The organism is Nocardia sp. JCM 38205, from assembly GCF_058222935.1.
On record NZ_JBYHFL010000001.1, the window covers coordinates 1312976 to 1338915 of the forward strand.

Annotated in this window: 24 protein-coding genes, 2 tRNA genes and 1 pseudogene; 14 read left to right on the top strand and 13 right to left on the bottom strand. The window is 67.3% G+C overall.

Features of this window, described 5'->3' with window-relative positions:
- Positions 1-6: 6 nt before the first annotated feature.
- Complete coding sequence (gene leuC / locus AC4HOU_RS06140) at positions 7-1422, bottom strand: 3-isopropylmalate dehydratase large subunit (RefSeq protein WP_490724201.1); 1416 nt, start codon at positions 1420-1422, stop codon at positions 7-9.
- A 164-nt stretch (positions 1423-1586) separates the two neighbouring features.
- Here leuC and AC4HOU_RS06145 point away from each other — a divergent pair, with 164 nt between their 5' ends.
- The 3 genes from AC4HOU_RS06145 to AC4HOU_RS06155 all read left to right on the top strand — a co-directional run bounded on the left by AC4HOU_RS06145 (position 1587) and on the right by AC4HOU_RS06155 (position 3217).
- A complete protein-coding gene (locus tag AC4HOU_RS06145) occupies positions 1587-2288 on the top strand; it encodes an IclR family transcriptional regulator (RefSeq protein ID WP_138447146.1) in 702 nt (233 codons plus the stop codon).
- An 80-nt stretch (positions 2289-2368) separates the two neighbouring features.
- On the top strand, positions 2369-2890 hold the full coding sequence (locus AC4HOU_RS06150) for a PPOX class F420-dependent oxidoreductase (protein ID WP_163811560.1): 522 nt from the start codon (positions 2369-2371) through the stop codon (positions 2888-2890).
- A gap of 144 nt (positions 2891-3034) precedes the next feature.
- Positions 3035-3217 carry a DUF5302 domain-containing protein gene (locus tag AC4HOU_RS06155; RefSeq protein WP_163811558.1) on the top strand — a complete coding sequence of 61 codons (183 nt, stop codon included), beginning with the start codon at positions 3035-3037 and terminating at the stop codon, positions 3215-3217.
- 793 nt (positions 3218-4010) lie between these two features.
- Here AC4HOU_RS06155 and AC4HOU_RS06160 read toward each other — a convergent pair.
- From AC4HOU_RS06160 to AC4HOU_RS06175, 4 genes are all read right to left on the bottom strand, one after another.
- Positions 4011-4083: transfer RNA gene (locus AC4HOU_RS06160), tRNA-Glu, on the bottom strand.
- 201 nt (positions 4084-4284) lie between these two features.
- Positions 4285-4356 (bottom strand) — tRNA-Gln (locus AC4HOU_RS06165).
- Positions 4357-4525: 169 nt separating this feature from the next.
- On the bottom strand, positions 4526-5998 hold the full coding sequence (gltX, locus tag AC4HOU_RS06170; protein WP_490724202.1) for a glutamate--tRNA ligase: 1473 nt from the start codon (positions 5996-5998) through the stop codon (positions 4526-4528).
- A 13-nt stretch (positions 5999-6011) separates the two neighbouring features.
- Positions 6012-6785, bottom strand: a complete 774-nt coding sequence (locus AC4HOU_RS06175; RefSeq protein ID WP_163811554.1) for a fumarylacetoacetate hydrolase family protein — start codon at positions 6783-6785, stop codon at positions 6012-6014.
- 369 nt (positions 6786-7154) lie between these two features.
- On the opposite strand from AC4HOU_RS06175, the gene AC4HOU_RS06180 reads away from it, so the two are divergent.
- Positions 7155-8351 (top strand): MFS transporter, encoded by a 1197-nt coding sequence (locus tag AC4HOU_RS06180; protein WP_490724203.1) that lies wholly within the window; start codon positions 7155-7157, stop codon positions 8349-8351.
- A 217-nt stretch (positions 8352-8568) separates the two neighbouring features.
- On the opposite strand, the gene AC4HOU_RS06185 is transcribed toward AC4HOU_RS06180, so the two are convergent.
- Positions 8569-9576: a 3-isopropylmalate dehydrogenase gene (locus AC4HOU_RS06185; RefSeq protein WP_163811552.1), complete on the bottom strand. Its 1008-nt coding sequence runs from the start codon at positions 9574-9576 to the stop codon at positions 8569-8571.
- 249 nt (positions 9577-9825) lie between these two features.
- Positions 9826-11424, bottom strand: a complete 1599-nt coding sequence (gene serA, locus AC4HOU_RS06190; RefSeq protein ID WP_036538467.1) for a phosphoglycerate dehydrogenase — start codon at positions 11422-11424, stop codon at positions 9826-9828.
- Positions 11425-12293: 869 nt separating this feature from the next.
- Here serA and AC4HOU_RS06195 point away from each other — a divergent pair.
- Positions 12294-13568, top strand: a complete 1275-nt coding sequence (locus AC4HOU_RS06195; protein ID WP_490724204.1) for an APC family permease — start codon at positions 12294-12296, stop codon at positions 13566-13568.
- Between the two features lie 163 nt (positions 13569-13731).
- On the opposite strand, the gene AC4HOU_RS06200 is transcribed toward AC4HOU_RS06195, so the two are convergent.
- On the bottom strand, positions 13732-14229 hold the full coding sequence (locus AC4HOU_RS06200) for a winged helix-turn-helix transcriptional regulator (protein ID WP_194989346.1): 498 nt from the start codon (positions 14227-14229) through the stop codon (positions 13732-13734).
- A gap of 108 nt (positions 14230-14337) precedes the next feature.
- Here AC4HOU_RS06200 and AC4HOU_RS06205 point away from each other — a divergent pair, with 108 nt between their 5' ends.
- From AC4HOU_RS06205 to casI, 6 genes are all read left to right on the top strand, one after another.
- Entirely contained in the window at positions 14338-15009 is a 672-nt protein-coding gene (locus AC4HOU_RS06205) for a dihydrofolate reductase family protein (protein WP_490724205.1), read from the top strand.
- A gap of 78 nt (positions 15010-15087) precedes the next feature.
- Complete coding sequence (locus AC4HOU_RS06210) at positions 15088-15726, top strand: TetR/AcrR family transcriptional regulator (RefSeq protein ID WP_194989344.1); 639 nt, start codon at positions 15088-15090, stop codon at positions 15724-15726.
- A 147-nt stretch (positions 15727-15873) separates the two neighbouring features.
- A complete protein-coding gene (locus AC4HOU_RS06215) occupies positions 15874-17055 on the top strand; it encodes an LLM class flavin-dependent oxidoreductase (RefSeq protein WP_490724206.1) in 1182 nt (393 codons plus the stop codon).
- 3 nt (positions 17056-17058) lie between these two features.
- The gene (locus AC4HOU_RS06220; protein ID WP_490724207.1) at positions 17059-18102 is read left to right on the top strand and encodes an alcohol dehydrogenase catalytic domain-containing protein; all 1044 of its coding nucleotides are present in this window, start codon (positions 17059-17061) and stop codon (positions 18100-18102) included.
- A gap of 30 nt (positions 18103-18132) precedes the next feature.
- On the top strand, positions 18133-18684 hold the full coding sequence (locus AC4HOU_RS06225; RefSeq protein WP_490724208.1) for a nuclear transport factor 2 family protein: 552 nt from the start codon (positions 18133-18135) through the stop codon (positions 18682-18684).
- Positions 18685-18714: 30 nt separating this feature from the next.
- On the top strand, positions 18715-20370 hold the full coding sequence (gene casI / locus AC4HOU_RS06230; RefSeq protein WP_195019748.1) for a steroid-22-oyl-CoA synthetase: 1656 nt from the start codon (positions 18715-18717) through the stop codon (positions 20368-20370).
- A 66-nt stretch (positions 20371-20436) separates the two neighbouring features.
- On the opposite strand, the gene AC4HOU_RS06235 is transcribed toward casI, so the two are convergent.
- Both AC4HOU_RS06235 and AC4HOU_RS06240 read right to left on the bottom strand, forming a co-directional pair.
- Positions 20437-20640, bottom strand: a complete 204-nt coding sequence (locus tag AC4HOU_RS06235) for a cold-shock protein (RefSeq protein WP_030521844.1) — start codon at positions 20638-20640, stop codon at positions 20437-20439.
- Positions 20641-20834: 194 nt separating this feature from the next.
- On the bottom strand, positions 20835-21434 hold the full coding sequence (locus AC4HOU_RS06240; RefSeq protein ID WP_490724209.1) for a TetR/AcrR family transcriptional regulator: 600 nt from the start codon (positions 21432-21434) through the stop codon (positions 20835-20837).
- Between the two features lie 60 nt (positions 21435-21494).
- Between AC4HOU_RS06240 and AC4HOU_RS06245 the strand changes: the two genes are divergently transcribed.
- Positions 21495-22172 (top strand): SDR family NAD(P)-dependent oxidoreductase, encoded by a 678-nt coding sequence (locus AC4HOU_RS06245; RefSeq protein WP_490724210.1) that lies wholly within the window; start codon positions 21495-21497, stop codon positions 22170-22172.
- A 56-nt stretch (positions 22173-22228) separates the two neighbouring features.
- Positions 22229-23032: an LLM class flavin-dependent oxidoreductase gene (locus tag AC4HOU_RS06250; protein ID WP_490724211.1), complete on the top strand. Its 804-nt coding sequence runs from the start codon at positions 22229-22231 to the stop codon at positions 23030-23032.
- 151 nt (positions 23033-23183) lie between these two features.
- Here AC4HOU_RS06250 and AC4HOU_RS06255 read toward each other — a convergent pair whose 3' ends face one another.
- The 3 genes and pseudogenes from AC4HOU_RS06255 to AC4HOU_RS06265 form a co-directional block, all read right to left on the bottom strand.
- Positions 23184-23480, bottom strand: coding sequence for a hypothetical protein (locus tag AC4HOU_RS06255; protein ID WP_490724212.1), 297 nt, complete (start codon positions 23478-23480; stop codon positions 23184-23186).
- A gap of 159 nt (positions 23481-23639) precedes the next feature.
- Positions 23640-24491: a hypothetical protein gene (locus tag AC4HOU_RS06260; RefSeq protein ID WP_490724265.1), complete on the bottom strand. Its 852-nt coding sequence runs from the start codon at positions 24489-24491 to the stop codon at positions 23640-23642.
- A gap of 105 nt (positions 24492-24596) precedes the next feature.
- Positions 24597-24788 (bottom strand): annotated as a pseudogene (locus tag AC4HOU_RS06265) (helix-turn-helix domain-containing protein); the annotation flags it as partial.
- A gap of 117 nt (positions 24789-24905) precedes the next feature.
- On the opposite strand from AC4HOU_RS06265, the gene AC4HOU_RS06270 reads away from it, so the two are divergent.
- Positions 24906-25910, top strand: a complete 1005-nt coding sequence (locus tag AC4HOU_RS06270; protein ID WP_163817849.1) for an HNH endonuclease — start codon at positions 24906-24908, stop codon at positions 25908-25910.
- Positions 25911-25940 lie beyond the last annotated feature (30 nt).

A 25940-nucleotide genomic window follows, 5' to 3' on the forward strand; every position in this document is an offset into this window, starting at 1 on the left:
GGCGGGTCAGTCCAGATCCGCAGGCGAGGACAGCGTTCCGCGCACCGCGGTGGCGGCGGCGACCAGCGGCGACACCAGGTGGGTCCGGCCGCCCTTACCCTGCCTGCCCTCGAAGTTCCGGTTCGAGGTGGACGCGCAGCGCTGGCCGGGGGCGAGCTGATCGGGATTCATTCCCAGGCACATCGAACAACCGGCCTGGCGCCATTCCGCGCCGGCGGCGGTGAAAATCTCGCCGAGTCCTTCTTTTTCCGCCTGTGCTCGCACCCGCATAGAACCCGGTACGACCATCATTCGGACTCTGTCGGCCACCTTGCGGCCCTTCAAAACCTCGGCGACGGCCCGCAAATCCTCGATCCGGCCATTGGTGCACGATCCGACGAATACGGTGTCCACCGCGACCTCGCGCAGCGGGGTACCCGGCACCAAATCCATGTATCGCAGTGCCTTCTCCGCGGACTCACGAGCCGATTCATCGGCGATCTGGGCGGGGTCGGGGACCCGGTCGCCCAGCGGGGCGCCCTGCCCCGGATTGGTGCCCCAGGTGACGAACGGGGTCAGCTGATCGGCATCGATGTGCACCTCGGCGTCGAAAACCGCGTCCTCGTCGGTCTTCAGCGCCTCCCAGGCGGCCACCGCGGCGTCCCAGTCGGCCCCCTGCGGCGCGTGCGGGCGGCCTTTGAGGAATTCGTAGGTCGTCTCGTCCGGAGCGATCATGCCGGCCCGGGCGCCCGCCTCGATGGACATGTTGCAGATGGTCATCCGCGCTTCCATCGACATGTTCCTGATGGCCTCGCCGCGATATTCCAGCACATAGCCCTGTCCACCGCCGGTGCCGATCTGCGCGATGACGGCCAGGATCAGGTCCTTGCTCGTGACGCCGGGCGCCAGCGTGCCGTCGACGGTGATCGCCATGGTCTTGAAGGGGCGCAGCGACAATGTCTGGGTGGCCAGCACGTGTTCGACCTCGCTGGTGCCGATTCCCATGGCCAGCGCGCCGAAAGCGCCGTGCGTGGAGGTATGGCTGTCGCCGCACACCACCGTCATTCCCGGCTGGGTCAATCCCAGCTGCGGACCGACCACGTGCACGATGCCCTGATCGAGATCGCCCATCGGATGCAGGCGTACCCCGAATTCCGCGCAATTACGCCGCAGCGTTTCCACCTGGGTGCGCGAGACCGGATCGGCGATCGGTTTATCGATATCGATGGTGGGGACGTTGTGGTCCTCGGTCGCGATGGTGAGATCGGGCCTGCGCACCTGGCGGCCTGCGGCGCGCAGGCCGTCGAAGGCCTGCGGGCTGGTCACTTCGTGCACCAGGTGCAGGTCGATGTAGATCAGGTCGGGTTCACGCGCGGCGCCTTCGCCTTCACCACGGGCGACGACGTGCTGTTCCCATACCTTCTCGGCCAGCGTGCGTGCCATGTATCGATCACCTTTCGGGCTGGCATCCGGTGTGCCGCTCTGGGCTGGCGGCGCCGGATGCGCGACATGAGGGGAATTCGCATTCAGTGATCCGAGAGCCCGGAATCCCGGTACCTGGAACCCGAGGCTAGGAATCTCAGCATGCGAGACGCTAATATCGTTCTATGAGACAGCATAGCGGTATCGGCGTCCTGGACAAAGCGGTGGCCGTGTTGTATGCGGTGGCCGAGCAACCGTGCGGCCTCAACGAACTGTGCGAACGCACCGGGCTGCCCCGCGCCACCGCCCACCGGCTGGCCGTCGGCCTCGAGGTGCACCGGCTGCTGAGCAGGGACAACAGCGGTTCCTGGCGCGCCGGTCCGGCGCTGGCCGAGCTGGCGGCGGGCGCCAGCGATCCGCTGCACGACGCGGCCTCGGCCATTCTGCCGCGGTTGCGCGAGATCACCGGCGAGAGCGTGCAGCTGTACTGCCGTGACGGTAACGCCCGCGTGTGCGTCGCCGCGCTGGAGCCGCCTGCGGGTCTGCGCGACACCGTGCCCATCGGGGCGCGGCTGCCGCTCACCGCGGGTTCGGCGGCGAAGGTTCTGGTCGCGTGGGCGGATCCGGAATTGCAGCGATCCATCCTCGCCGACGCCGTCTACAGCGAACGCGCGCTGGCCGAGGTCCGTAAGCGTGGCTGGGCGCAGAGCGCCGCCGAGCGGGCCAGCGGGGTGGCCAGCGTGTCGGCGCCGGTGCGCGATCCCGGTGGTTCGGTGGTGGCCGCGGTGTCGGTGTCCGGCCCGATCGATCGCATGGGACGCAGGCCCGGCGCCCGGTGGGCGGCCGATCTGGTGGCCGCCGCCGATGCCCTGCACAAGCGGCTCTGAATCCGCTGCGCTACCGCTGCCGCCGGCCACCCGGTACGGCTGCTCTACCCGAGGGCACCCGCCCTCACTACAGTCGACCCATGGGAGTCAATCAACGGTCGCAGATCGTCATGTCCGACAGCGAGATCACCGATTTCTTGACGCGCAGCCGCGTCGCCACGCTCGCCACCCTTGGTGCGAGCGGCGCACCGCATCTGACCGCGATGTGGTACGCGCTGATCGATACTGCGGACGGCGGCCTGCCGGAGTTGTGGTTCGAAACCAAGGCCAAGTCGCAGAAAGCGGTGAACATGCGCCGCGATCCGCGGGTGACGTGCATGGTGGAGGCCGGCCAGACCTACGACACATTGCGCGGTGTGTCGATCGAGGGCCGCGCGGAGATCATCGATGATCCGGAGAAGCTTTTCGCGGTCGGTGTGAGCGTCTGGGAGCGTTATACGGGCCCTTACAGCGAGGAGATGCGCCCGTTCGTGGAGACCATGCTCAACAAGCGGGTGGCGGTGCGGGTGGTCGCCGACCGTGTCAGGAGCTGGGATCACCGCAAGCTCGGTCTGCCCGAGATGCCTTTGGGCGGCACCACCGCGCACGCGCTGGACGACTGAATTCCGCCTGACGCGTTCGGGCCCCGGTTAATCCACCTGACAGGACCGCCGCGGCGGGCTAGCGTCGAGGTGTTCGAGACGTTTCGGCCGGGCACCGCCCCCGCTCGCCGGGCGCGGTCTCGGCCCGACCACAAGGAGCACACCATGTCGGAATCGAGTGGTTCCCATAGCAGCGCCGACGAAGTGAAGCGCAAATTCCGGGAGGCACTGGAACGCAAGAACGAGCACCACGCCCGCTCCGCCGATCATTTGGACGGCCACTCCAAGGCAACCGGCCCGCACGGCAACGCCAGCCACAAACGCGAGTTCCGCCGCAAGAGCGGATAAGTGCCACCGAGCCGCCGGCCTGGCGCGGGAAGCCCGGCCAGGCCGGTAGGCGATTCACCTCGGCCGCAAGGCACGAAACGCGGCGATCAGCCGCGACAACGAACAGCAGCCCAGCCGGCGAAGCCTCGAGATCCCGCTCGCCGCGAACAGCCGAGAACCTGCTTCAGCCACCAGCCCCACAGGCCCTCAGCGTGTCTCCAGCGGCCGACCGGCAACAACCCCCACACCGCAGCCACCTTCCAGGCGACTCTCCCACCAACGCATCCTCACCGGCAACGTCGCTCGATCGGCCATCTCACGCAGGACGTCCACAGAGGACATGGCCGTTCCCACCAACTCCCCCGGCAGGAAGCACCCCAGAGCGCGAGGCACCCGCGAGAAAGTCCGGGGACGCCTCTTCGGGCGGGATGTACGGTTCGCACCCCAAAGAGAGCACGCCCCGAAGGGAGTCCGCGGACGAAGCCTCCCGGGCGGAGTATGCGGACTACATCCCAAATAGACGAAGCACCCCCCAGGGGTCCGTGGACGAAGCCCTCCGGGGGCAAAGCCCTCCGGCAGGGTCTGGGGCCGGCGAGAACCCGCCCCGAAACGGGTGCCCGACAGCGGGGATCCGGACGCGAAGCCCTCCGGCGGGGTTCGGGGCCGGCGAGAACCCGCCCCGAAACGGGTGCCCGACAGCGGGGGGTCCGGGGGCGAAGCCCTCCGGGCGGGGTCTGGGGGTTGCACCCCCAGAAAACAATGCGAAGCAGAAAAAGGCTCACGCTCTTCGTGAGCATGAGCCTTCCATTCTGCGTAGCCCCGACGGGATTCGAACCCGCGCTACCGCCTTGAGAGGGCGGCGTCCTAGGCCGCTAGACGACGGGGCCAGGACTTGGATCAACCTCTGGCTGAGGTGTATCCGGGTGATCTTTCGATCGTTCTGATCTCTCGATCAGGCTCGGCAAGCTTAACCGGCCGAGGCTCGGCGACCAAATCGCCTGGATGAGCGTCCGGCGAACCTGCTCGCCGTCGCGAGGAGGATTCTTCTCTGGCCTTATGGGCGTGAGTCGAAGCTGGAGCTTTCTCCGCTGGGGTACCAGGACTCGAACCTAGAATGGCTGAACCAGAATCAGCTGTGTTGCCAATTACACCATACCCCAATGACCAGCACCTTCGGCCTCGTGTCTGGGTGACTCCGAGGCCGTGTTCCGGCCGAGAAGAAGAGTACCAAACGAGTGCAGGGTGACTACAAATCGCCTGGTCAAAGCCCCATTTTCGGGCGGTGGGCGGCTGCTGTGCACGCAGCCGCCCACCGCCGGGACCGTCGGCTCAGCCGGCCGGCGTCTGCGTCCGGGCGGCCCGCAGCCGTGCCATGGTGCGGTCGCGGCCGAGCAGTTCCAGCGATTCGTAGAGCGGCGGGCTGATGTGTGAGCCCGTCACCGCGACGCGCACCGGCGCGAAGGCTTTACGCGGTTTGAGGCCCATATCGTCGATCAGCGCGGTTTTGAGCACCTCCTCGATAGCGGAGGTGGTCCACGCGGTCAGCGAGTCCAGTGCGGCAATGGCTGCGTCCAATACCGGCGCCGCGTCGGCGCCGAGATTCTTCGCGGCCGCGGCTGGGTCGATAGCGAACTGTTCGTCGGGGGCGAACAGGAATCGCAGCAGATCCCATGCGTCGGCCAGTACGACAATCCTGGTCTGCACCAGTTCGGCGGCCACGGCAAACGTCTTTTCGTCGATTTCGGCGCCGATATGCCCGTGTTCGGTGAGGTACTCGCGCAAACGATGAGTGAAATCGCCCACGTCCAGCAAACGGATGTGCTCGGCGTTGAGCGCATCGGCCTTCTTCTGGTCGAAACGGGCCGGATTCGAATTGACCTTCGAAATGTCGAAGGCGGCGACCATCTCCGACATCGAGAACAGGTCGCGGTCTTCGGCGATGCTCCAGCCGAGCAACGCCAGATAATTCAGCAAACCCTCGGGGATGAAGCCGCGGTCGCGGTGAGCGAACAGGTCCGACTCGGGATCGCGCTTGGACAGTTTCTTGTTTCCCGGGCCCATCACGAATGGCAGATGGCCGAACTCCGGGGTAAACTCCGCGACCCCGATCCGCTGCAACGCGGCATAGAGCGCGAGCTGGCGCGGTGTCGAGGAGAGCAGGTCCTCACCGCGCAGCACATGGGTGATGCGCATCATCGCGTCGTCGACCGGGTTGACCAGGGTGTAGAGCGGGGCGCCGTTGCCGCGGGTCAGCGCGAAGTCCGGCACGGTGCCCGCCTTGAAGGTGGTTTCGCCGCGCACCAGGTCGGTCCAGGTGAGGTCGGTGTCGGGCATGCGCAACCGCACCACCGGCGCGCGGCCCTCGGCGCGGAAGGCCTCGATCTGCTCGGGGGTGAGATCGCGGTCGTAGTTGTCGTAGCCGAGTTTGGGGTCGCGTCCGGCGGCGAGGTGGCGTGCCTCGACTTCCTCGGGGGTGGAGAAGGACTCGTAGGCCTCCCCCGCCTCCAGCAGCCGCCGCACCACGTCCAGATGCAGATCCCGGCGCTCGGATTGCCGGTAGGGCCCGTACGGTCCACCGACTTCGGGCCCCTCGTCCCAGGTGAGTCCGAGCCAGCGCAACGCGTCGATGATCGCGCGGTAGGACTCTTCGGAATCGCGTGCCGCATCGGTGTCTTCGATCCGGAAGACGAAAGCACCACCGTGATGGCGGGCGTACGCCCAGTTGAACAACGCCGTCCGAATCAGGCCGACGTGGGGCGTCCCGGTGGGCGACGGGCAGAATCGGACCCGTACTTCAGTCATGGCTCTCTTTCGATCAGCGTTTGGCGGCAACAGGATTGGTCAGCGTGCCGATACCGGACACGGTGACGGAGACGTTCTGCCCCGCGGTCATCGGGCCGACGCCCTCGGGGGTCCCGGTGAGGATGACGTCGCCGGGCAGCAGCGTCATCACGGTGGTCACCCATTCGATGAGCTTCGGAATATCGTGCAGCAGAAGCGAAGTGCGGCTGCGCTGGCGCACCTCACCGTCGAGTTCGGTGACGATCTCCAGGTCCGAGGGATCGAGCTGGGTTTCGATCCATGGGCCGAGCGGGCAGAAGGTGTCGTAGCCCTTGGCCCGGGTCCATTGCCCGTCGTGGCGCTGCTGATCGCGGGCGGTGACGTCGTTGGCAACGGTGTAGCCGAGGATCACGTCGAGGGCGCGGGCGGCGGGCACATCCTTGCACGGACGGCCGATGACGATGGCCAGCTCGCCTTCGTAGTCGACCTGAGAGGAGCTGGGCGGCAGGATGATCGGCGCGTTCGGCCCGACGATCGAGGTGCTCGGCTTCATGAAGATGACCGGATCGGCGGGTGCCTCGCCGCCCATTTCGGCGGCGTGCGCGGCGTAGTTCTTGCCGATGCAGATCACCTTGCTGGCCAGGATCGGCGCGAGCAGGCGCACATCGGCAAGCGGCCAGCTGCGCCCGGTGAACGTCGGGGTGCCGAAGGGGTGTTCGGCGATCTCCTTGGCGACGCTGTCGCCACCCTCGCCCTCGATGCTGACGAAGGCGACTCCATCCGGACTGGCAACTCGACCTAGACGCATGGGTCGGAGTCTATCGACCCGGCTCCACCTGCCCGAACGCGGCGGTCCGGGCGGTCCGGTCGCCCGGCGCCGGGCTACCGGTTCACTGGTACCCGCAAGCGGATCCGCGCGTCCCCGCGTGACCGTCGGCCGTACGCCGAACGCGAGCGAGTCGGCGGCCACCGCCCAGCTCGCCCGCGAGGCGTTCACGGTCCGCCGATCCGCAGGCGATGCACCGAGCGGCCGGCACCGCGCGCCTTCATCCGATGTGAGAAGTCAGACACATCCGATGGTTCAGGGCGGCCGGTCCCCGGGTGTACGGTTACCACCGATGCTCACTGCGTGAGATTGACGTTCCATATAGTGAGATGCGAGAGAGGTGGGCTACCGATGGCCGTGAACGCTTCCGCAGCGACCACACCGCAGGTCGACGCGTTCCGACGGTGGTCGATGCTCGGTCTCGGTGTCTTCGCCCAAGCCTCCAGCGCGGTCTTCGTGCACGGTGTCCCGTTCCTGCTCCCCGCGCTGACCGATCGCGGGATGCCATTGGCGACGGCAGGCCTGCTGGTGGCCATGCCGACCGTCGGGCTGGTGTGCACCCTGATCGCGTGGGGATACGTCGTCGACCGGATCGGTGAGCGCAAGGTGCTCGTCGGCGGTCCGCTGGTGATGTTCGTCGCGGGTACCGCGGCCGCGACCACGTCGAGCTATCCGGCGCTCGGCGTGCTGCTGTTCCTCGGCGGCGTCGGCGCCGCGAGCACCAATGGGGCCAGCGGACGGGTGATCGTCGGCTGGTTCCCGCCCCATCGCCGTGGGCTGGCCATGGGCATCCGGCAGACCGCGCAGCCGTTGGGCGTCGGAGTCGGCGCCGTGGCCATTCCGTGGGTCGCCGGCGCGCACGGTGCGGCGGTGGCGATCCTGGTGCCCGCGCTGATGGCGGCGGTCGCCGCGGTGGGCTGCCTGATCGGAATCGTGGATCCGCCCCGGCCGGCGGGCTCGGCCGCGGACCGGGCCAATCCCTATCGCGGCTCGACGACCCTGCTGCGCATCCACGCGGTGTCGGTGCTGCTGGTGTTCCCGCAGGCCACCGTGTGGACGTTCGCGTTGCTGTGGCTGCATCGCGATATCGGATGGTCGTTGCCGGTCGCCGGGATTCTGGTCACCGCCACCCAGCTGCTGGGTGCGGCGGGCCGGATCGGCGCGGGCGCCTGGTCGGATCGGGTGGGCAGCCGGTTGGGGCCGCTGCGCTCGGTCGCGGTCGCCGCCGTACTGACGATGGCCGCACTGGCGCTGGCGGCCTGGGCACAGTGGTGGTGGCTGGCCATTCCCCTGCTGGTGATCGCGTCGGTGGTCACCGTGTCCGACAACGGTCTGGCCTTCACCGCGGTCGCCGAGATCGCCGGGCCGTACTGGAGTGGGCGCGGACTTGGCATCCAGAACACCGGACAGAATCTGGTGCTGGCCGTGGTCCCGCCGGTCTTCGGCGCGCTGATCACCTACGCCGGATTCCCCGCCACGTACCTGGCCGCCGCCGCGCTCGCCGTCGTCGCGATTCCGTTGGTGCCCAAGGATGCTGCGCCGCGCTGAACACTCCGTGAGCTCGACCGCACAGACAGGCGCCGGGATTCGCGGGCGACCGCTCGACGCTCTGGATCCTCTCCACCGGCAGACGTCGCAGCGCCACAGGTGCCATGCCCCGGGCGACGTCCACTCGATAGGCACCCGCCGACAAGCAGGCAAGCGTCACCGCGCAGTCGAAAGGCCCCACGCTCGAAAAGAGCGCGGGGCCTTGCCGACAGACGACTCAGACCGAGGCGGCGATCCGGTCGCCGATCTCCACGGTCGAGGCCACCCCGCTGCGCGAGGCCAGATCCTTGGCGACCGCGGCTTCCACCCGCGCAGCCGCCTCGGTGTCGCCGAGGTGGTTCAGCAGCAGCGACAGCGACAGGATCGCGGCGGTCGGGTCGGCCTTGGACTGACCCGCGATATCGGGCGCGCTGCCGTGCACCGGCTCGAACATGCTCGGGTTGGTGCCGGAGGCATCGATGTTGCCGCTGGCGGCCAGGCCGATGCCGCCGCTGACGGCGGCCGCCAGGTCGGTGATGATGTCGCCGAACAGGTTGTCGGTGACGATCACATCAAAGCGACCGGGATCGTTGACCATATGGATGGTAGCGGCGTCGATGTGCTGGTAGGCCACCTCGACGTCGGAGAATTCGGCGCCCACTTCGTCGACGGTGCGCTGCCACAGCGATCCGGCGAAGCTCAGCACATTGGTCTTGTGCACCAGGGTCAGATGCTTGCGCCGCTGCTGTGCGGTCGCGAAGGCGTAGCGCACGACCCGCTCGATGCCGAACCGGGTGTTGGTGCTGACCTCGGTGGCTACCTCGTGCGGCGTGTTCACCCGGATCGCGCCGCCGGTGCCGGTGTAGGGGCCCTCGGTGCCTTCGCGCACCACCACGAAGTCGATGTCGGGGTTACCCGCGAGCGGGCTGGTGACGCCGGGGAACAGCTTCGACGGGCGCAGGTTCACGTGATGGTCGAGCGCGAACCGAGTGTGCAGCAGCAGCCCGCGCTCGAGCACACCGCTGGGGACCGACGGGTCGCCGATCGCGCCGAGCAGGATCGCGTCGTGCTGCTTCAGCTCCGGCAGCACCGATTCGGGCAGGATCTCGCCGGTGCGGTGGTACCGCTTGGCACCCAGGTCGTATTCGGTCTTCTCGACCCCGGGTGAGACCACGTCGAGCACCTTGAGGGCTTCGGCGATGACCTCGGGACCGATACCGTCGCCCGGGATGACAGCGAGTTTCATGAAAGCAGTGCTCCGTTTCCGATGATGCGCCCGTGAACATCGCAACGATAGCCGGTGCCCGAAACCGGGCCGCGACCAGGGCGAACTCGTCCCGGACACTGGGAAACCGGTGTTGTGCGCAGGCGCCTGAGGTGATCGTGCCGAGCTCGTGTGGGCGATGCGGCCACGCTACGCGACCGGCCGATGTAGTCGAGCCCCGCTCCATACGGAACGGGGCTCGACGACACAGTTCGGGCAGTGCCCGGTGAATCAGAACAGGTCGACCTGGACGACCTTGGTGGCGCCGACGGACTCGCCGATCGCGGCCTGCACCTCGGCGGGCACCTCCTTGCCGACCCGCAGCATCACGGTGGCGCCTTCCTTGTCGACGTCCTGGGTCAGCTGCGCGGCCAGGATGTCGATCTCGGCCTCACCGAGCTTCATGCCGATCTTGCCAAGCGCGCCCGGCTTGTCCTCGTAGTTGAGCACGGCCAGGTTCAGGCCCTCGGCACGCATGTCGTAGTTGCGGCCGTTGATGTTGACGATCTTCTCCACCTGAGCGGGCTCAGTCAGCGTGCCCGCCACGTTCAGCGTGCGGCCGTCGCCGAACACCGCGCGCAGATCGACGACGCTGCGGTGGCTCGGGCTCTCCGAGACCGTGGTGACCTCGGTGCTGATCCCGCGTTCCTGGGCCAGCGCCGGCGCGTTGACGAAGGTGACCTGGTCCTCGACGTGCGCGGAGAAGATGCCGCGCAGCGCCGACAGCTCCAGCACGCCGACCTCGCTGGCGGCCAGCTCGCCACGCACCTGGATCTCCACGCTCACCGGCAGTTCGTCGGCCAGCGCGCCGAGCAGCACACCCTGCTTGCGCACGATGTCGAGCCACGGGGCGACCTCGTCGCCGACGACGCCACCGGTGACGTTCACCGCGCCCGGGACGAATTCACCGGCCAGGGCCAGCAGCACCGACTTGGCGACATCGGTGCCTGCGCGGTCCTGGGCCTCGGTGGTGGAGGCGCCCAGGTGCGGGGTCACCACGACCTGCGGCAGATCGAACAGCGGGCTGTCGGTGCACGGCTCGGTCTCGAACACGTCGAGGCCCGCGGCACGCACGTGGCCGGACTTGATGGCGTCGGCCAGGGCCTGCTCATCGATCAGGCCACCGCGGGCGGCGTTGACGATGATGACGCCCGGCTTGGTCAGCGCCAGCTTCTCCTTGCTCAGCAGACCCTTGGTCTCCGGGGTCTTGGGCAGGTGCACCGAGATGAGGTCGGCGCGGCCGAGCAGCTCCTCCAGGGTCACCAGCTCGATGCCCAGCTGGGCGGCGCGGGCCGGGGACACGTAGGGGTCGTAGGCGATGACGTGGGTTTCGAAGGCGGCCAGGCGCGCGGCGAACAGCTGGCCGATGCGGCCGAGGCCCACGACGCCGACGGTCTTGCCGAAGATCTCGACGCCGTTGAACTTGCTGCGCTGCCAGGTGCGCTCACGCAGGGTGGCGTCGGCGGCGGGCACCTGACGGGCCGCGGCGAGCAGCAGCGTGACGGCGTGCTCGGCGGCGGTGTGGATGTTGGAGGTCGGCGCGTTGACGACCATGACGCCGCGCTCGGTGGCGGCGGGCACGTCGACGTTGTCGAGGCCGACGCCGGCGCGGGCGACGATCTTCAGGTTCTTACCGGCTTCCAGCACTTCGGCGTCGACCGTGGTGGCCGAGCGCACCAGCAGCGCGTCGGCCTCCGGAACGGCGGCCAGCAGCGCCGGACGGTCGGGACCGTCGACCCAGCGGACCTCGACACCGTCACCGAGCGCGTCGACGGTCGACTGGGCGAGCTTGTCGGCGATCAGAACTACAGGACGGCCTGCTTGGCTCACTGTGGGTTACTCCTGGGGAAGAAATGGGGGTCGGCAGTTACCGGGGCCAAGCTTAGTTGGCGCAATTTCCGCGCCACCTACCGCCTGGTAGGCGGCTGTCCTCAGTCGGGCGGCCGAGGGTTCGTGGTAGCCGTTTTCCCCCGGACACGGACCTGCCCCGGCCGCTACGAGGAAGGCCGGGGCAGGAGTCAGGTCGCGTCCGCGACCGCAGCGTCTGATCAGCCGCCGAACGAGCCCGTCCACAGGGTGTTCACCAGGCCGTGCAGGGCCGCACCCAGGGTGTCGAAAAGACCGTTCACAGCGGCGCTACCGGTGTCGATGATAACGGGGATCATGAAAATACCTCTCGTCGAAATTCAATCCAGTCGAACTGGCTGACACACGGTCCATCGAGCCGCGCGCAGAATCGGTTACGGGAAATTACCCATTAGTGACGCAGGCCACAAATTACGGGCTCCTGTGAGCCAGACGGCCGCGATGCAGGCGTCCTATCAGCGAAAACGGACAAATGCCCTGGTTACGGTTCGATCACGGCACGTGCGAGAGCCCGCCGGAGGAATAATCTGAGAAATTACTTAACGTGGTGCCCACAATTTCATGGGCAATTCGCGAACATCGGCCGTCGCAGCGCCGGCGCAGACGGCACGGAAGGGCGAACAATTAGCTGCGCCATATTCCTTGGAATTCCTCTCCAACGGTGGGCATCGATAGCCACCCGGCTGCGACGCGGGGCGGTGCGGCAGCCGTTCACGTCCGGATCGACGTTGGATCGCGCACACCCAGGTCCCGAGCCCCGACGTCTCATCCGGCGCCGCCGCACCGTCGTGGATAAGGTGAGCGGCGAATTCCGCCGCCTGCCAGGAGCCGCCGTGCCCCGCCCATCTTCGAACCAGCCGCGCCCGCAGCGATTACACCGACACCTCGGCGTCCCCGATGCGGTCATGATCGGCCTCGGCGCGATGCTCGGCGCCGGAATCTTCGCCGCCCTTGCGCCGGCCGCGGAGGCCGCGGGCAGCGGGCTGCTGCTCGGGCTCGCGGTCGCTGCGGTGGTCGCCTATTGCAATGCGACGTCCTCGGCCCGGCTGGCTGCCCGCTACCCCGACTCCGGCGGCACCTACGTCTACGGCCGGGAACGGCTCGGCCCGTTCTGGGGGTACCTGGCGGGCTGGAGTTTCGTGATCGGCAAAACCGCCTCGTGTGCGGCCATGGCGTTGACGGTCGGGGTGTATGTCTGGCCGGGACATGCGCACGCGGTGGCGGTCGCGGCGGTGATCGCCTTGACGACGGTGAACTATCTCGGCGTCCAGAAGTCGGCGCTACTGACCAGGGTGATCGTCGCCGTCGTTCTCGCGGTGCTCGCCGCGGTGGTCGTCGCCGCGAGCACCTCGTCCGAGGCAGATCCGCACCACCTGGCGTTCGGATCCGACATCGCGCCGCTCGGGGTATTGCAAGCGGCGGGCCTGCTGTTCTTCGCGTTCGCCGGCTACGCCCGCATCGCGACCCTCGGCGAGGAGGTGCGCGACCCAGCCCGCACCATCCCGCGCGCCATCCCGATCGCACTCGGCATCGCCCTCATGGTCTACGTGGCCGTGGCGGTCGCCGCTCTGCTAGCCCTCGGGCCGCAGCGGCTGGCCGAATCCAGCGCGCCGCTGTCGAGTGCAGTCCATGCCGCGGGCGCCGACTGGCTGTCGCCCATCGTCCGCGGCGGCGCCGCGGTCGCCGCGCTCGGATCGTTGCTGGCCTTGATCCTCGGTGTCTCGCGCACCACCCTCGCCATGGCCCGCGATCATCACCTGCCCCACGCCCTCGCGGCAGTTCATCCGCGCACCGGCGTCCCGCACCACGCCGAAATCGCCGTCGGCGCTGTGGTCGCCCTCGCCGCCGCCACCGCCGACCTCCGCGCGGCCATCGGCTTCTCCTCCTTCGGTGTGCTGCTCTACTACGCCATCGCCAACGCCTCCGCCTGGACGTTGCCCCGAAACGAAGGCCGCCCACCCCGCGCCGTCCCGGCAATCGGTCTGAGCGGCTGCCTTGTCCTCGCGTTCACCTTGCCGGCGGAATCGGTTCTCGCCGGCGCGGCCGTCGCCGCCCTGGGTGCAGTGGTGTACCTCGCCCGGCGGGGGGCGGGACGCCACGGCACGTGACCGCCGGTCGAGCAGGTCCGCTACGCACAACGCCGGGTCCCGAAGACGCAGGGTCGCGATATGGCCGCGACGAGGGACCTGACCGCGACGTTCTTCCGCCGAGAAGCAACCGCGGACCGGAATCGGCTGTAGTCCCGCGGTGCGGGGCAGGGTTGAGCGGAGTTCAGCCGTCCACGCCCGCAGCCGCGGCGTAGGCCTGCGCCAATCGTTCACTCGCACGGGGCGCCGACGGATCGGGGCGAGGCGTCCCGAGGTGCAACTCCCGCAGCTCGTCCATGAACTCCTCCCACAGCTGCGGGCCGCCCTCCTCCAGCAGTTGTGCCCGGACCCGCAGGCGATGGGTGGTCTCGCGGTGACGCAGCCCCCAGGACCCCAGCTGCGCCATGATCGGCACCAGCTGGATGGCGGGCTCGGTCAGCCGGTATTCGGCTTTGCGGCCGGGCCCGGCATCTTCGCGGCTCAGCAGCCCGGCCGCCACCAGCCGCTTGAGCCGGTCGGACAGGATATTGGAGGCGATGCCCTCCTCGGAGCCGGCCAAGAGCTCGCGGAAGTGCCTGCGGTTGCCGAACATCACGTCACGCAACACCAGCAGCGTCCACCGGTCGCCGATCACCTCGATGGTCGCGTTGATCGGGCAACCCGAACGACCGTCTTCGCGCATGCCGCCCTCCTCCTATTCGACCTACCGCTTGCAATATACAACCACTAGGGGTTACGGTTCCACTCGAGCGATTGCGAAATGCAATCACCTCTTTCCGAGGAGGACGTCATGCCCAAGGTGCGCGCCACCATCTCCTGCTCGCTCGACGGCTTCGTCGCGGGCCCGAATCAGAGCGTCGAGAATCCACTCGGCGAGAACGGCGAACGGCTGCACGACTGGATGTTCGCCACCCGCGCGGGGCGGGCGATGCTCGGCGAAGAGGGCGGCGGGACCGGCATCGACAACGACATCGTCGCCACCCACAATGAGGGCATCGGCGCGGCGATCATGGGCCGCAATATGTTCGGGCCGGTGCGCGGCGCGTGGCCCGACCACGACTGGACCGGCTGGTGGGGCGAGAATCCGCCGTTCCACCACGACGTCTTCGTGCTCACCCACCACCTGCGCCCCTCGGTGCCGATGACGGGCGGAACCACCTTCCATTTCATCGCAGCTGCTCCGGAAGAGGCGCTGCGGCAGGCCTTCTCCGCCGCCGATGGACAGGATGTCCGCATCGCCGGCGGCGCGGCGACCCTGCGCCAGTTCTTGCGGAGCGGCTTGATCGATGAGTTGATCCTGTCGGTGGTCCCGGTCCTGCTCGGCTCCGGCGAACGACTCTTCGACGACCTCGGAACCCTGCCCGGCTACCGAGTCGAGGTGCTCGCCGGCTCGCCCGCCAAATCCCACATGCGCATCACCCGGCAAATATCGGACCAGCACCGGGACACAGCCGGTGGATGACCGGAACCACCTGATTCGATCGATTGCTCGCATTCCCGGCGCACGTGCACCCGCTCGAGGCTGTGCAAGGCTGGGCCCATGACTCCCCCCGCCCGCAACCGCCAAGGCGACGCGACCAGGCTGCGTCTGATCAAGACGGCCGAGCGACTCTTCGCCACCCACGGCGTCGACGCGGTCTCGGTGCGGGCGATCAACGCCGCGGCGGGGCTCGGCGCCGCCTCGGTCCACTACCACTTCGGCAGCAAGGATGAGCTGCTGGCCGCCGTCCTGGTCGACCTCGGCGCACCGGTGCGCGATCGCATTCGCGCCAACGTCGGCCTACTCGCGGACGCACCGCGCCCGCCGGATGCCGAATCACTGGTCCGAGCCGTGACCACACCGTATCTGGAACTGCTGCAACGTCATCGGACCCGCGGCATGCGCTGGATCAAGATCATCGCCCAGATCGCGCCGCAGGGCCATCCGGTGCTCGCGGCGACCGACCAGCAGCTGCCAGAGGCGCTCTTCGCCCAGGTCCGCCGGGCTTTTCCGGATGCCGATCCGCAGCGGCTGGCCGCGCGCTGGGCGGTGTCGCTGATGGGTTTCGTGCAGGCGTTGAGCCAGGCCGACGAGTGGAGCCGCGACGGCACCCGGCTTTCGGCGGCGGAGCTGGCCACCTTCTACGACGACGTCGTCACGTTCGTGATCGGCGGCGTCGAACGCCTCCTCCCCTCCTGAGCGGCGCGGCGCCCACCGACCGCGTGGCGTTCCACTCAGCGGGATATTTCTGGATCACATGATCCAACTCTCTGGTACACACGAACCCGTGAGCGGATGTGACCCCACTCACTCATCTCGTCCCGATCCCGTCAGGAGACGACGCCCGTGTGGACCTCCCGATCACTGCGATTCGGCGCCTTCCTCGCCCCGTATCACCCGCTCGACGCCGATCCAGCGCTGCAACTGCGCCGCGATATCGACCTCATGGAACACCTCGATCACCTCGGCTTCGACGAGGCCTGGATGGGTGAGCATCACTCCACCGGAGCCGAAATCGTCCCCGCCCCGGACATGTTCATCGCCGCCGCCGCCGAGCGCACCCAGCGCATCCGCTTCGGCACCGGCGTCATGTCGCTGCCGTATCACCACCCGCTCATCACCGCAGACCGCATCACCCAGCTCGACCTGCAGACCCGCGGCAGGCTGATCGTCGGCACCGGACCGGGCAAGATCCCGCTGGACGCGCACATGATGGGCATCGACCCCTCCGACCAACGTCGACGGCAGGGCGAAGCCTTGGAGGCGATAGTGGCGCTGCTGCGCGGCGAGGTCGTGAACATGAGCACCGACTGGTTCACGTTGCGAGACGCCCGCGCGCAGCTGCCCACCTACGATCCGGCCGGCATCGAGGTGGCGGCCGCGTCGACGATCTCGCCCAATGGTTCGGTGCTGGCAGGCACCCACGGACTTTCGCTGTTGTCGCTGGCGGCCGGCTCCCCCACCGGCTTCGAGGCCCTCGACCGCAACTGGGGCGTCTACGAGAAGGTGTGCGCCGAGCACGAGCACGTGGCCGACCGCTCGACCTGGCGGTTGGTGAACCCGATGTTCCTGGCGGAGTCGCGTGCCGAAGCCGAACGTGCGGTGAGCCGCCGCATCGGCGCGATGGCCGCCTACGTCAACCGGCAGACCGGTGTCCGTCCGGCGTGGGCGGACTCCCCGCGCGGAATCATCGACCAGTGGCGCAACGACACCCTCGGCGAGTTCGGTCAAGCCATCATCGGCACGCCCGATGAGGCGATCGCCCAGATCGAGCGGCTGATCGAGAAGACCGGTGGGTTCGGCACCCTGCTCGTACTGCACGTCGACATGGCGAACTGGGAGGACACCTTACGCAGCTACGAGCTGTTCGCCGCCGAGGTCATCCCGCATTTCAAGCGCCGCAACCTCGGTCGCGAAGCCAGCCTGCAATTCGCCGAGGACAACCGCGAGTACCTGATCGGCGGTCTGGTCAGCGCGATCACCAAGGCCCACACCGACTATTACGGCGTCGCGCAGAAGGGGGCGTGAGTCGTGCGTGCAGCACAGTTCGCCGACGGCGAGTTCACCGTGACCGAGGTCGCCGATCCGCCCGCCGTCGGTCCGGGCCAACTGCGTATCGCGGTCGCCGCGTGCGGGATCTGCGGTAGCGATCTGAGCATGTCGAAGGATCCGTGTCGTTTCGTCGAGGTGGCCGAGAAAGCGGGCTACCCGCTGGCCGTCTTCGATCCACGGCGGCCGGTGGTCCTTGGGCACGAGTATGCCGGCACGGTGGTCGAAACCGGCTCGGGTATTACCGATTTCGCCGTCGGTGACCGCGTCGCGGGGATCGGGGTCAGCACCGAGACCGGCACCGGCATACCGACGATCATCGGCTACTCGAACGAATACCACGGCGGCTTCGGCGAATTAATCGTCGTCGACGCGTTCTGGGTACGTCATGTTCCGGACGGTCTCTCGCTCGAGCACGCCACCCTGGCCGAACCGCTGCATGTGGGCGAGATGCATGTGCAGCAATCGGGTTTGACCGCCGAGGATTCCGCACTCGTCATCGGCTGCGGCCCGATCGGACTCGGCGCGATCCTTGCGGCGAAGGCGCACGGCGCCCGGACCGTCATCGCGTCCGAACCTTCGCCGGCCCGCCGCGCCCTGGCCCGAGCACTCGGGGCCGATATCGTCGTCGACCCGGCCGAACAGGATCCGGTCGCCGTGTGGAACGAGCAGGCCGCACCGAGCTCGGGAATCCTCATCGCCTACGAATGCAGCGGCCGCCCGGGCATTCTCGACTCGCTGCTGCACACCCTGCCGTTCGGATCGCGTATCCAGGTGCTGGCGGCCGGTTTCGCCGAGGAGACCATCGTTCCGGTGGTGGGTCAGTTCCGGATGATCGCGATCAACTTCGGCCACGGCAGCTACGAGCGCGCCTACGACACCGTGCTGCAACGGCTGGCCGACGGCGAGATCGACGCCGAGGCCATCATCACCGGCCGGGTCGGACTCGACGGCGTCGCCGACGCCTTCCAGGCGCTGCGCGACCCCGACGGCCACGTGAAGATCCTCGTCCTGCCACAAGCGTGATGCCCCCTTGTTCCGGAAAGGAATTCCACGATGCCCGTCATCGACCCCACCCGTACCTGGGAACCGCTCGAACAACGCCTCGCCGACACCTCCGATCGCAGGCACCGCATCGTCTTGAGCGCCGTGATCGACCATATGAAGGCCGAGGCCGAGCCCGACCTCGACGCCCTGATGGCGACACTGTCGGAGACGCCCGACTATCACTTCTGGAACGCGGGTATCGACCGCGGGCCGAAGGGGATCGACGGCGTCCGCCGGTACTACACCGACTTCCTGGCCACGCGCACCAATATCCTCGAGTTCGACATCGATCGCATCGTCGTGGACGACTATTGCGTGGTGACCGAAGGCTTCCTCAAGCAGATCTACCCCGGCTCCTACGCGGCCAGGATCGGTCTCCCGGTCGATGACGAATCCGCCCACTATCTGGTCACCAACCGCCAGCTGATCCTGTGGCCGGTCGACGAGGACGGACGCATCGTCGGCGAGGATTCCTATCAGTCGGGACCCGCCGACATCACCCTGCTGCGGCCGGACGAACTGCCGCAGCAGTACGTCGACCTCATGCGCTCGCCGAGCTGAGCGGAGGTCTTCGATGAAAGGTTGCCGGCGATGACCACCTCGGCCGACCACAAATCCGACATCGCTCGCATGCTCATGGCGCGCGTGGGCGACGACCATCTCGGACTGCGCACCAGGCAGCGCGACTGGACCTGGGACGCCGTGGTCCGCGAATCGGCCGCGCGGGCGGCCCTCGCACGGGCGTTGCGGGTCGACGGTCCGTTCCACATCGGTGTGCTGCTCGACAATGTGCCCGACTTCCTGTTCTGGCTCGGCGGTGCGGCACTCGCCGGCGCCACCATCGCCGGAATCAACCCCACGCACGGAGCCGCCGAACTGCGCGAGGAGATCCGGTTCGTCGATTGCCAATTGATCGTCACCGACCGCTCCGGTGCGGCGCGCTTGCGGGAGCTGGATCTCGGTCTGGCCGAGGACCGGTTTCTCGTCATCGACGAACCCCGCTACGCGGACATGCTGAACGCGCACCGCATCGACCCGACCATTGCCGACGGTGTCGGCGCGGACTCGTTGTTCCTGTTGCTGTTCACCTCCGGCACCACCGGCCGGTCCAAGGCCGTCCGATGCAGCCAAGGCAGGTTGGCGCGGCTGGCCTACGCGAACTTCAAATACGGCCACCATCGCGACGACATCGACTACTGCTGCATGCCGCTGTTCCACGGCAACGCGCTGATGGGCCTATGGGCACCCGCACTCGCCTGCGGCGCCACGATCTGCCTTACGCCGAAATTCTCCGCGTCCGGCTTCCTGCCCGATATCCGGTTCTTCGGCGCCACCTTCTTCACCTATGTCGGCAAGGCCCTCGGCTATCTCATGGCCACCCCCGAGACCCCGCATGACCGCGACAACAGGCTCGAACGCGGTTTCGGCACCGAGGCCGCACCGGCCGACAAAGCCGAGTTCGCCCGCCGGTTCGGGGCACCGCTGCTCGAGGCCTACGGGTCCAGCGAAGGCGCGGGTTCGGTGCGGCTGGACCCGGCCGCCCCGGTCGGCGCCCTGGGACGTCCGGCGCACTCCGGTATCGCCGTCGTCGATCCTTCGACGCTGCGGGATTGCGCACCAGCTCGGGTGGACGAGCACGGCCGCGTCCTCAACCCCGACGAAGCCGTGGGCGAAATGGTGAACAAGGACGGCGCGGCGGCGTTCGAGGGCTACTACAACAATCCGGCCGCGGACGCCGAACGCGTCCGCAACGGCTGGTACTGGACCGGCGATCTAGGCTATATCGATGAAGCCGGGTTCCTCTACTTCGCCGGCCGTCGCGGTGATTGGATCCGGGTCGACGGCGAGAACACCTCGGCACTGCTGATCGAACAGGTTGTCCGCCGGCATCGCAGCGTCCTGGCCACCGGTGTCTACGCGGTACCGGATCCGCGTTCAGGTGATCTGGTGATGGCGGCGATCGAAGTGCACGAGCCCGAGGTGTTCGATCCGGTCGAGTTCGCTTCCTTCCTCGCCGGGCAAGCCGATCTCGGCCGCAAAGCGACACCGCGACTGCTCCGGGTCTCGTCCGCGCTGCCGGTGACCGGCTCGGGGAAGGTCGTCAAACGCGAACTGCAACAACAGAAATGGCGGACAACCGATGCCGTCTACCGTTGGGACCGCGGCGCATACCAGCTGATGTCCGATTCCGATAAGAGGACGTTCGAGCAGGAGTTCGTCCGCCACGACCGGCAGCGACTGCTCTGACATCCCTCCCAGGAAAAGGGGCAAGCCCCGCACCGTACGGCGCGGGGCTTGCGAAAGTCACGCTGTTCAGATAGCGCGGACGTCCTGAGCCTGCGGACCCTTCTGGCCCTGCCCGATCTCGAACTCCACACGCTGACCCTCTTCGAGGGTCCGGAAACCCGACCCGGAAACTGCCGAGTAATGCACGAAGACGTCAGGGCCGCCTCCGTCTTGCGCGATAAAGCCGAAGCCCTTTTCGCTGTTGAACCACTTCACGCTGCCTTGAGCCATGTTCTGTACTTCATACTTCCTGTAGATGAGCCGAGCAAATGTCAAGCCCGGTCTCGCCTACAACGATGCCATGCTTTGCGATATTCCTCCACCTCTGGGGCACGTGACTGTGAGGTAACTATCCCTCCGCGCATTCCACTATGGAGTGTGGACGATTGCCCAGGTAACGGGGTCACGTTCGAGACGCCGCGCGTTCACCTCGCGGCGCGCCCGAGCAGTCCGCCCACGATCAGCTCCGCGAGTTCGCGCGCGGTGCGTTCCTGACTTTCCCGGGTAACCGGAGCAGCCCGCCCCAACCGATAGGCCAGCGGCAGTTGCACCAGCCCGGCCACCGGGCTGATCACCGCGAAGAACAACACGTCCATCGACACCGTCGGCATCCGATCCGCGCCCATCAGCCTTTCGAGGGCCGGGATCATCGGACCGAGCGTCGGTGCCACATAGTTGTCGTACAAGTAGTCCAAACGCTCGGATTCACAAGCGAATTCGTCGGCGAGCAGCCGTCCGAACAGCGGTGTTTCCACGGCGGCCTGATAGAAGTGGGTGATCACCGCGCGGACCAGGTCGGCGTCGTCCAGTCCGGAGTCGAGCAGCTGCCGGCGTTCGTGCTGATCTTCCTGCAACGCCGAGTCCACCACCGCGCGCCAGAACGCGGCCTTGGAGCCATAGCGGTCGTTGATGAAGTTGTGACTGACACCGAGCCGCCTGGCCAGCTCCCGCGCCGAGGTGCGGTCGTAGCCGAGCTCGGCGAACGCCTCGATCCCACGACGCAGAATCTCCGGCTCCGCGGGCACCGCCCGCGCGCCCGTCCCACACCGGACATCACCGTCCCCGCCCTCACCGGCAAGCTCGCGGTGGTCACCGGCGCCAGCGACGGCGTCGGTCTCGGCCTCACCACCCGCCTCGCCGCCGCCGGCGCGGAGGTGATCATGCCCGTCCGCAACCCGGCCAAAGGCGAGGCCGCGATCGCGCAGATCCGCGAGCACCACCCCCACGCCGAACTCTCACTACGCGGCCTGGACCTCTCGTCACTGTCCTCCGTCGCCACCCTCACGGGCCAGCTCATCGACGAAGCCCGCCCCATCCACATCCTCGTCAACAACGCCGGCGTGATGACCCCACCCACCCGCCAAACCACCCACGACGGGTTCGAGCTCCATTTCGGCACCACCCCCACCAACCTCCTGGCCGCCCGCCCCGAACTCGGCCGCACCCGCGACACCACCCTCGTCCGCCTGATCCGCGCGCTCTCGTCTCGCGGAATCGTCTTCGGACGAGTCGAAACAGCCCTACTCCCCGCCCTCTACGCCGCCACCTCCCCCGAAGCTCGCGGCGCCCACCTCTACGGGCCCAACGGATTCCGCCACCTTTCCGGAGCACCCGCGGAACAGAAGCTGTACTCGCGGCTACGTAGTGCGGACCAGGCACAGAGGATTTGGGAGATTTCCGAGGAGCTGGTGGGTACCGGTTTCCCGTTGCGCAGAGTGAAGCTCCGGCCTGAGAACGTTCCCGCGAGTCGTCTGCACCGATGAGTTTCGGGCGCGTGAGTCGTCCCTACCGGTGAAGAGCCGACAGATGGGAGCAAGGCATGGCAAGGCCGTTTCGATTCGGAGTCGTCGCCCCGCTCAGAACTGATCCGCCCACCTGGCGAGATCGAGTCCGCCGCATCGCCGACTACGGATACTCGACGCTACTGGTGCCCGACTTCCCACAGACCCAACCGGCGCCCGGCCCCATGCTCGCCACCGCCGCCGCCCTGACCGACCTGCGCGTCGGCACCTGGGTGTACGCGTCCCCGCTGCGCCCCGCGTGGCTGACCGCCTGGGAAGCGCATTCACTGACCCTGCTGACCGACGGCCGCTTCGAGATGGGCATCGGCACCGGCAGGCCCGGGATCGAGGACGAACTCCGCGACAAAGGCGTACACGCCACGCCACCCACCGAGCGACTGAGCGAAATCCGAAAAACAGTCGACACACTGCGAGATCTCGACGGACGCGACCATCACACCCCCGTGGCGATGGCGGTATACGGCCCGAAGGCACAGACGCTCGCCGCCGAAGTCGCCGACATCGTCACCTTCACACTCGGCGACCAGCCTCGCAGCGAAGTCGCCCGCATAGCACGGGACTTCCGCACCACCCGGGACATCGAGCTGGCCCTCCACGTCCCGGTCATCGGCGACACCGTCGCACCCCACATGGCCCACCCATCCACCGACCCCGCAGCCCTGCGCGCAGCAGACGCGCTGACGGTCCTACCGAACGATCCGGTAGCGGCCAAAGATGAGATCCAGCGACGCCGAGACGAAATCGGGTTCTCATATTTCGTCATCGGCGCCGACTTCGCCGAGCTGTTCGCGCCGATCGTTGCGGAGTTGAGTGAGCGCTAACGTGGACGCCTGGATACCCCTGCCGAGCCGGGGATTGCGGTAGCGCCCGGGTCACCTCGACTCCGGTCGTGCGGCCACCAGATCGCAGCGACTATCACAAGTATCGGAAGCCCCACAACGATGGTGTACCCGGCGGGAAGTACCCAGCCGCTCACGACTGAGTCCCGGTGATCGACCAGCGTGCGAATGACAAACGTGGGCATACCGTTTCCACATCGACGACGTGCATGAGACCGTCGAGTTCGAGCACGCCGACATGATCGGGCGCGGGCAGAAGTACGGCATCTGCCCCAGCATCGCGCACCTGATCGACCAACGGGAGCACCGACATCGGCCCCGGCCACACCAACCGATAGCCCAGCCGCCTGGCCAAGCGACGCATCTGTGCGGCATCCCATCCGGGCGCCCTGCTGCGGTCGTAGTCGATCCACCCCAGCGCTACCGGCATCACTTCGCACCACCCCATCCGTCGACGATTGGTATGCACCTGCCGCCGAGGAGACCGGGTATCCGGCTGCGTCCCGACAGCGGGACCGGTCAACAGCCTTGTGGAGGGAAAGTGCTCGTGGCTATGGCACTTTCAGCACGTACCGCGAGAAATACCACGTCAGTATTCGAGCCTGATCACTCCGGCGAGTTCGCGCATCTGGGGGGTGAGCGTGCGCCGCTTGGCGATGATGCGGCTCAAGATTTCTCGCGCCAACCGCTGTTCGACGAACCACGGCCGTGCTTCATCCGACAGCTTCGCCAGCACGTCGACCGCCCGGTCGTAGCGGCGCAAATCCGCGTGTGCCGCGGCGATGTCGAGCAGGTGGCGGTTGCGGTTGTCCGAGGTCGGGCGCAGATCGCGGGGTATATCGCGGGCGAGGCGCAGCGCGAAGTCCGGCCGGTCATCGATCACGGCGTTCTCGACCCGCTTCATCGCCACCGTTGCTGGGTCGAAGGTAGTCCAGTACTGGTGGTATGGGCTGCGTTCGGGCCGGATCGCGACCGCTCCCGCGGCAGCCAGCCGCATCATGTCCTCGGCCTCGTCCGGCCGATTGTCGCGGACAGCTGCCGCCGAACCACGCAACAGCAGCCAGCCCCAAGTGGATATTTCACGCGTCGTGGCCGCCGACAACCGCGGCTCGATCCGGTCCGCCCACTCCGTGGAGAGTCGACGCACCTGATCGAACCGCCGTTCCACGATCAGCAACCAGCACAGCGTGACGACAGCCGACGCCGCATCCAGCACGTTGCCGGTGGACTCCGCGTCCGTCACCGCTGACTCCAAGGCAAGTCGCGCAGTTTCCAGCTGGCGCGTTTGGACCAGAACCGACCCGGCGAGTTGGTGCACTCGCGATCGCAGCAGCGGTGGAGCACCGTCCCCATCCTGTATCAAACGCGGCAGGATGCGGGCGAGCTGTTCGTACTCGTTGTCGTGATACAGACGCGTGGCATGCGCGAGCACGGCCTCCAACCCAGGTACCGACACGGCCACATCCGCTGCCGGTAACCGCAGCGCTGCCCGCGTCGGTCCCCACCGCGCATCGGCGCCGACGCTCTCCGGGCTATCGGGAGCGGTCCCGAGCAGCGCCGTCAATGGGCAGCCGAGCGCAACCGCCAGCCGACGCAGCGTATCGATCCGAACATCGTCGCGCTCCCCTTGCTCGACCTTCCGGACAAGCGACAACGACACCTCAGCGGATTCCGCCAGCTCACGCTGGGTGAGCCCACACCGCTTCCGGATACGCTGGAGCCGCTCCCCGAGGTCCATGTGTTCCAGGCTAGCGGCACGGGCGGTGCCCGCAATACGAAATCACGCCGACTCTCATGTCATTCGAATGTGTTTGGCGTATGACCTCGAGCCGTAATCCCATGGCACACTGTGCATGTGAGGCTGGATCAGGAGCACGCGCTGCGGCTGGAGATATTCGAGGCATTAAGGGAGCTGGTCGACGCAAGGGGTGGCTTCGTTTCGCGTTCCGATTTGGCTGAGTTTTCGATCAGAGGAGCCCGACTCCCGCTGATCGATCGCAATCGGGGAATCCGCAATCCAGCGGATTTCGCGGCGACCCTGTCCGTGCTGTCCAAGCCTGACAGCCCGTACGCCGATGCCGAGGTCGGCAACTCGCTGTTCAGCTATGACTACCGGGCCGACGACATCGACAAGGGCGACAACGTCAAGCTACGCAAGACTGCGGAAACCGAGCTTCCATTCATCCTGCTCCGTTGGGTCAACGTAGGAAAGATCATCCGATATGTTCCGGTGTTTCCGGTCTACACCATCCACGACGACCCGGTGAACCGACGGATCACCATCGCCCTGGACGAATCACTGCGCGGGGTCAGCAACCCGCGAGATCTCACACCCGTCGAACGCGAGTACGCCCAAGAGGTCACCAACAAGCGCCTGCACCAACCCCAGTTCCGTAGCCAGGTGTTGATCGCGTACGCGAACCGCTGCGCGATGTGCCGGCTCGGCAGACCGCAGCTGCTGGAGGCCGCACATATCATTCCGGACGCGCATGAGCATGGAACCGCAGATATCTCGAACGGTCTGAGCCTGTGCCGTATCCACCACGCTGCCTACGATCACAACCTCATCGGCGTGTCCCCCGATATGAAAATTCATGTCGGTCCGGAGATCTTGTCGGCCACGAATGAAGGACCGATTCTCGAGCACGGCTTACAGAACCTTCACCAGGTCGAGCTCCAGCCCCCGATATCCGAGCACTACCGTCCGTCCAGACAAGGGTTGGAGCTGCGCTTCGAGGAGTTCAAGAATGCGGGAGGCGCCCTCGGACGGGACATCGATATCGCCCTGCCGCGCTCCACTGCAGACATCACGGTGCCCAAAACGATGATCACGCAGAAGGAATTCGCGGCTGACCGCTGATACTCGGCCGCATCCCTGCCGAAGCGGCCC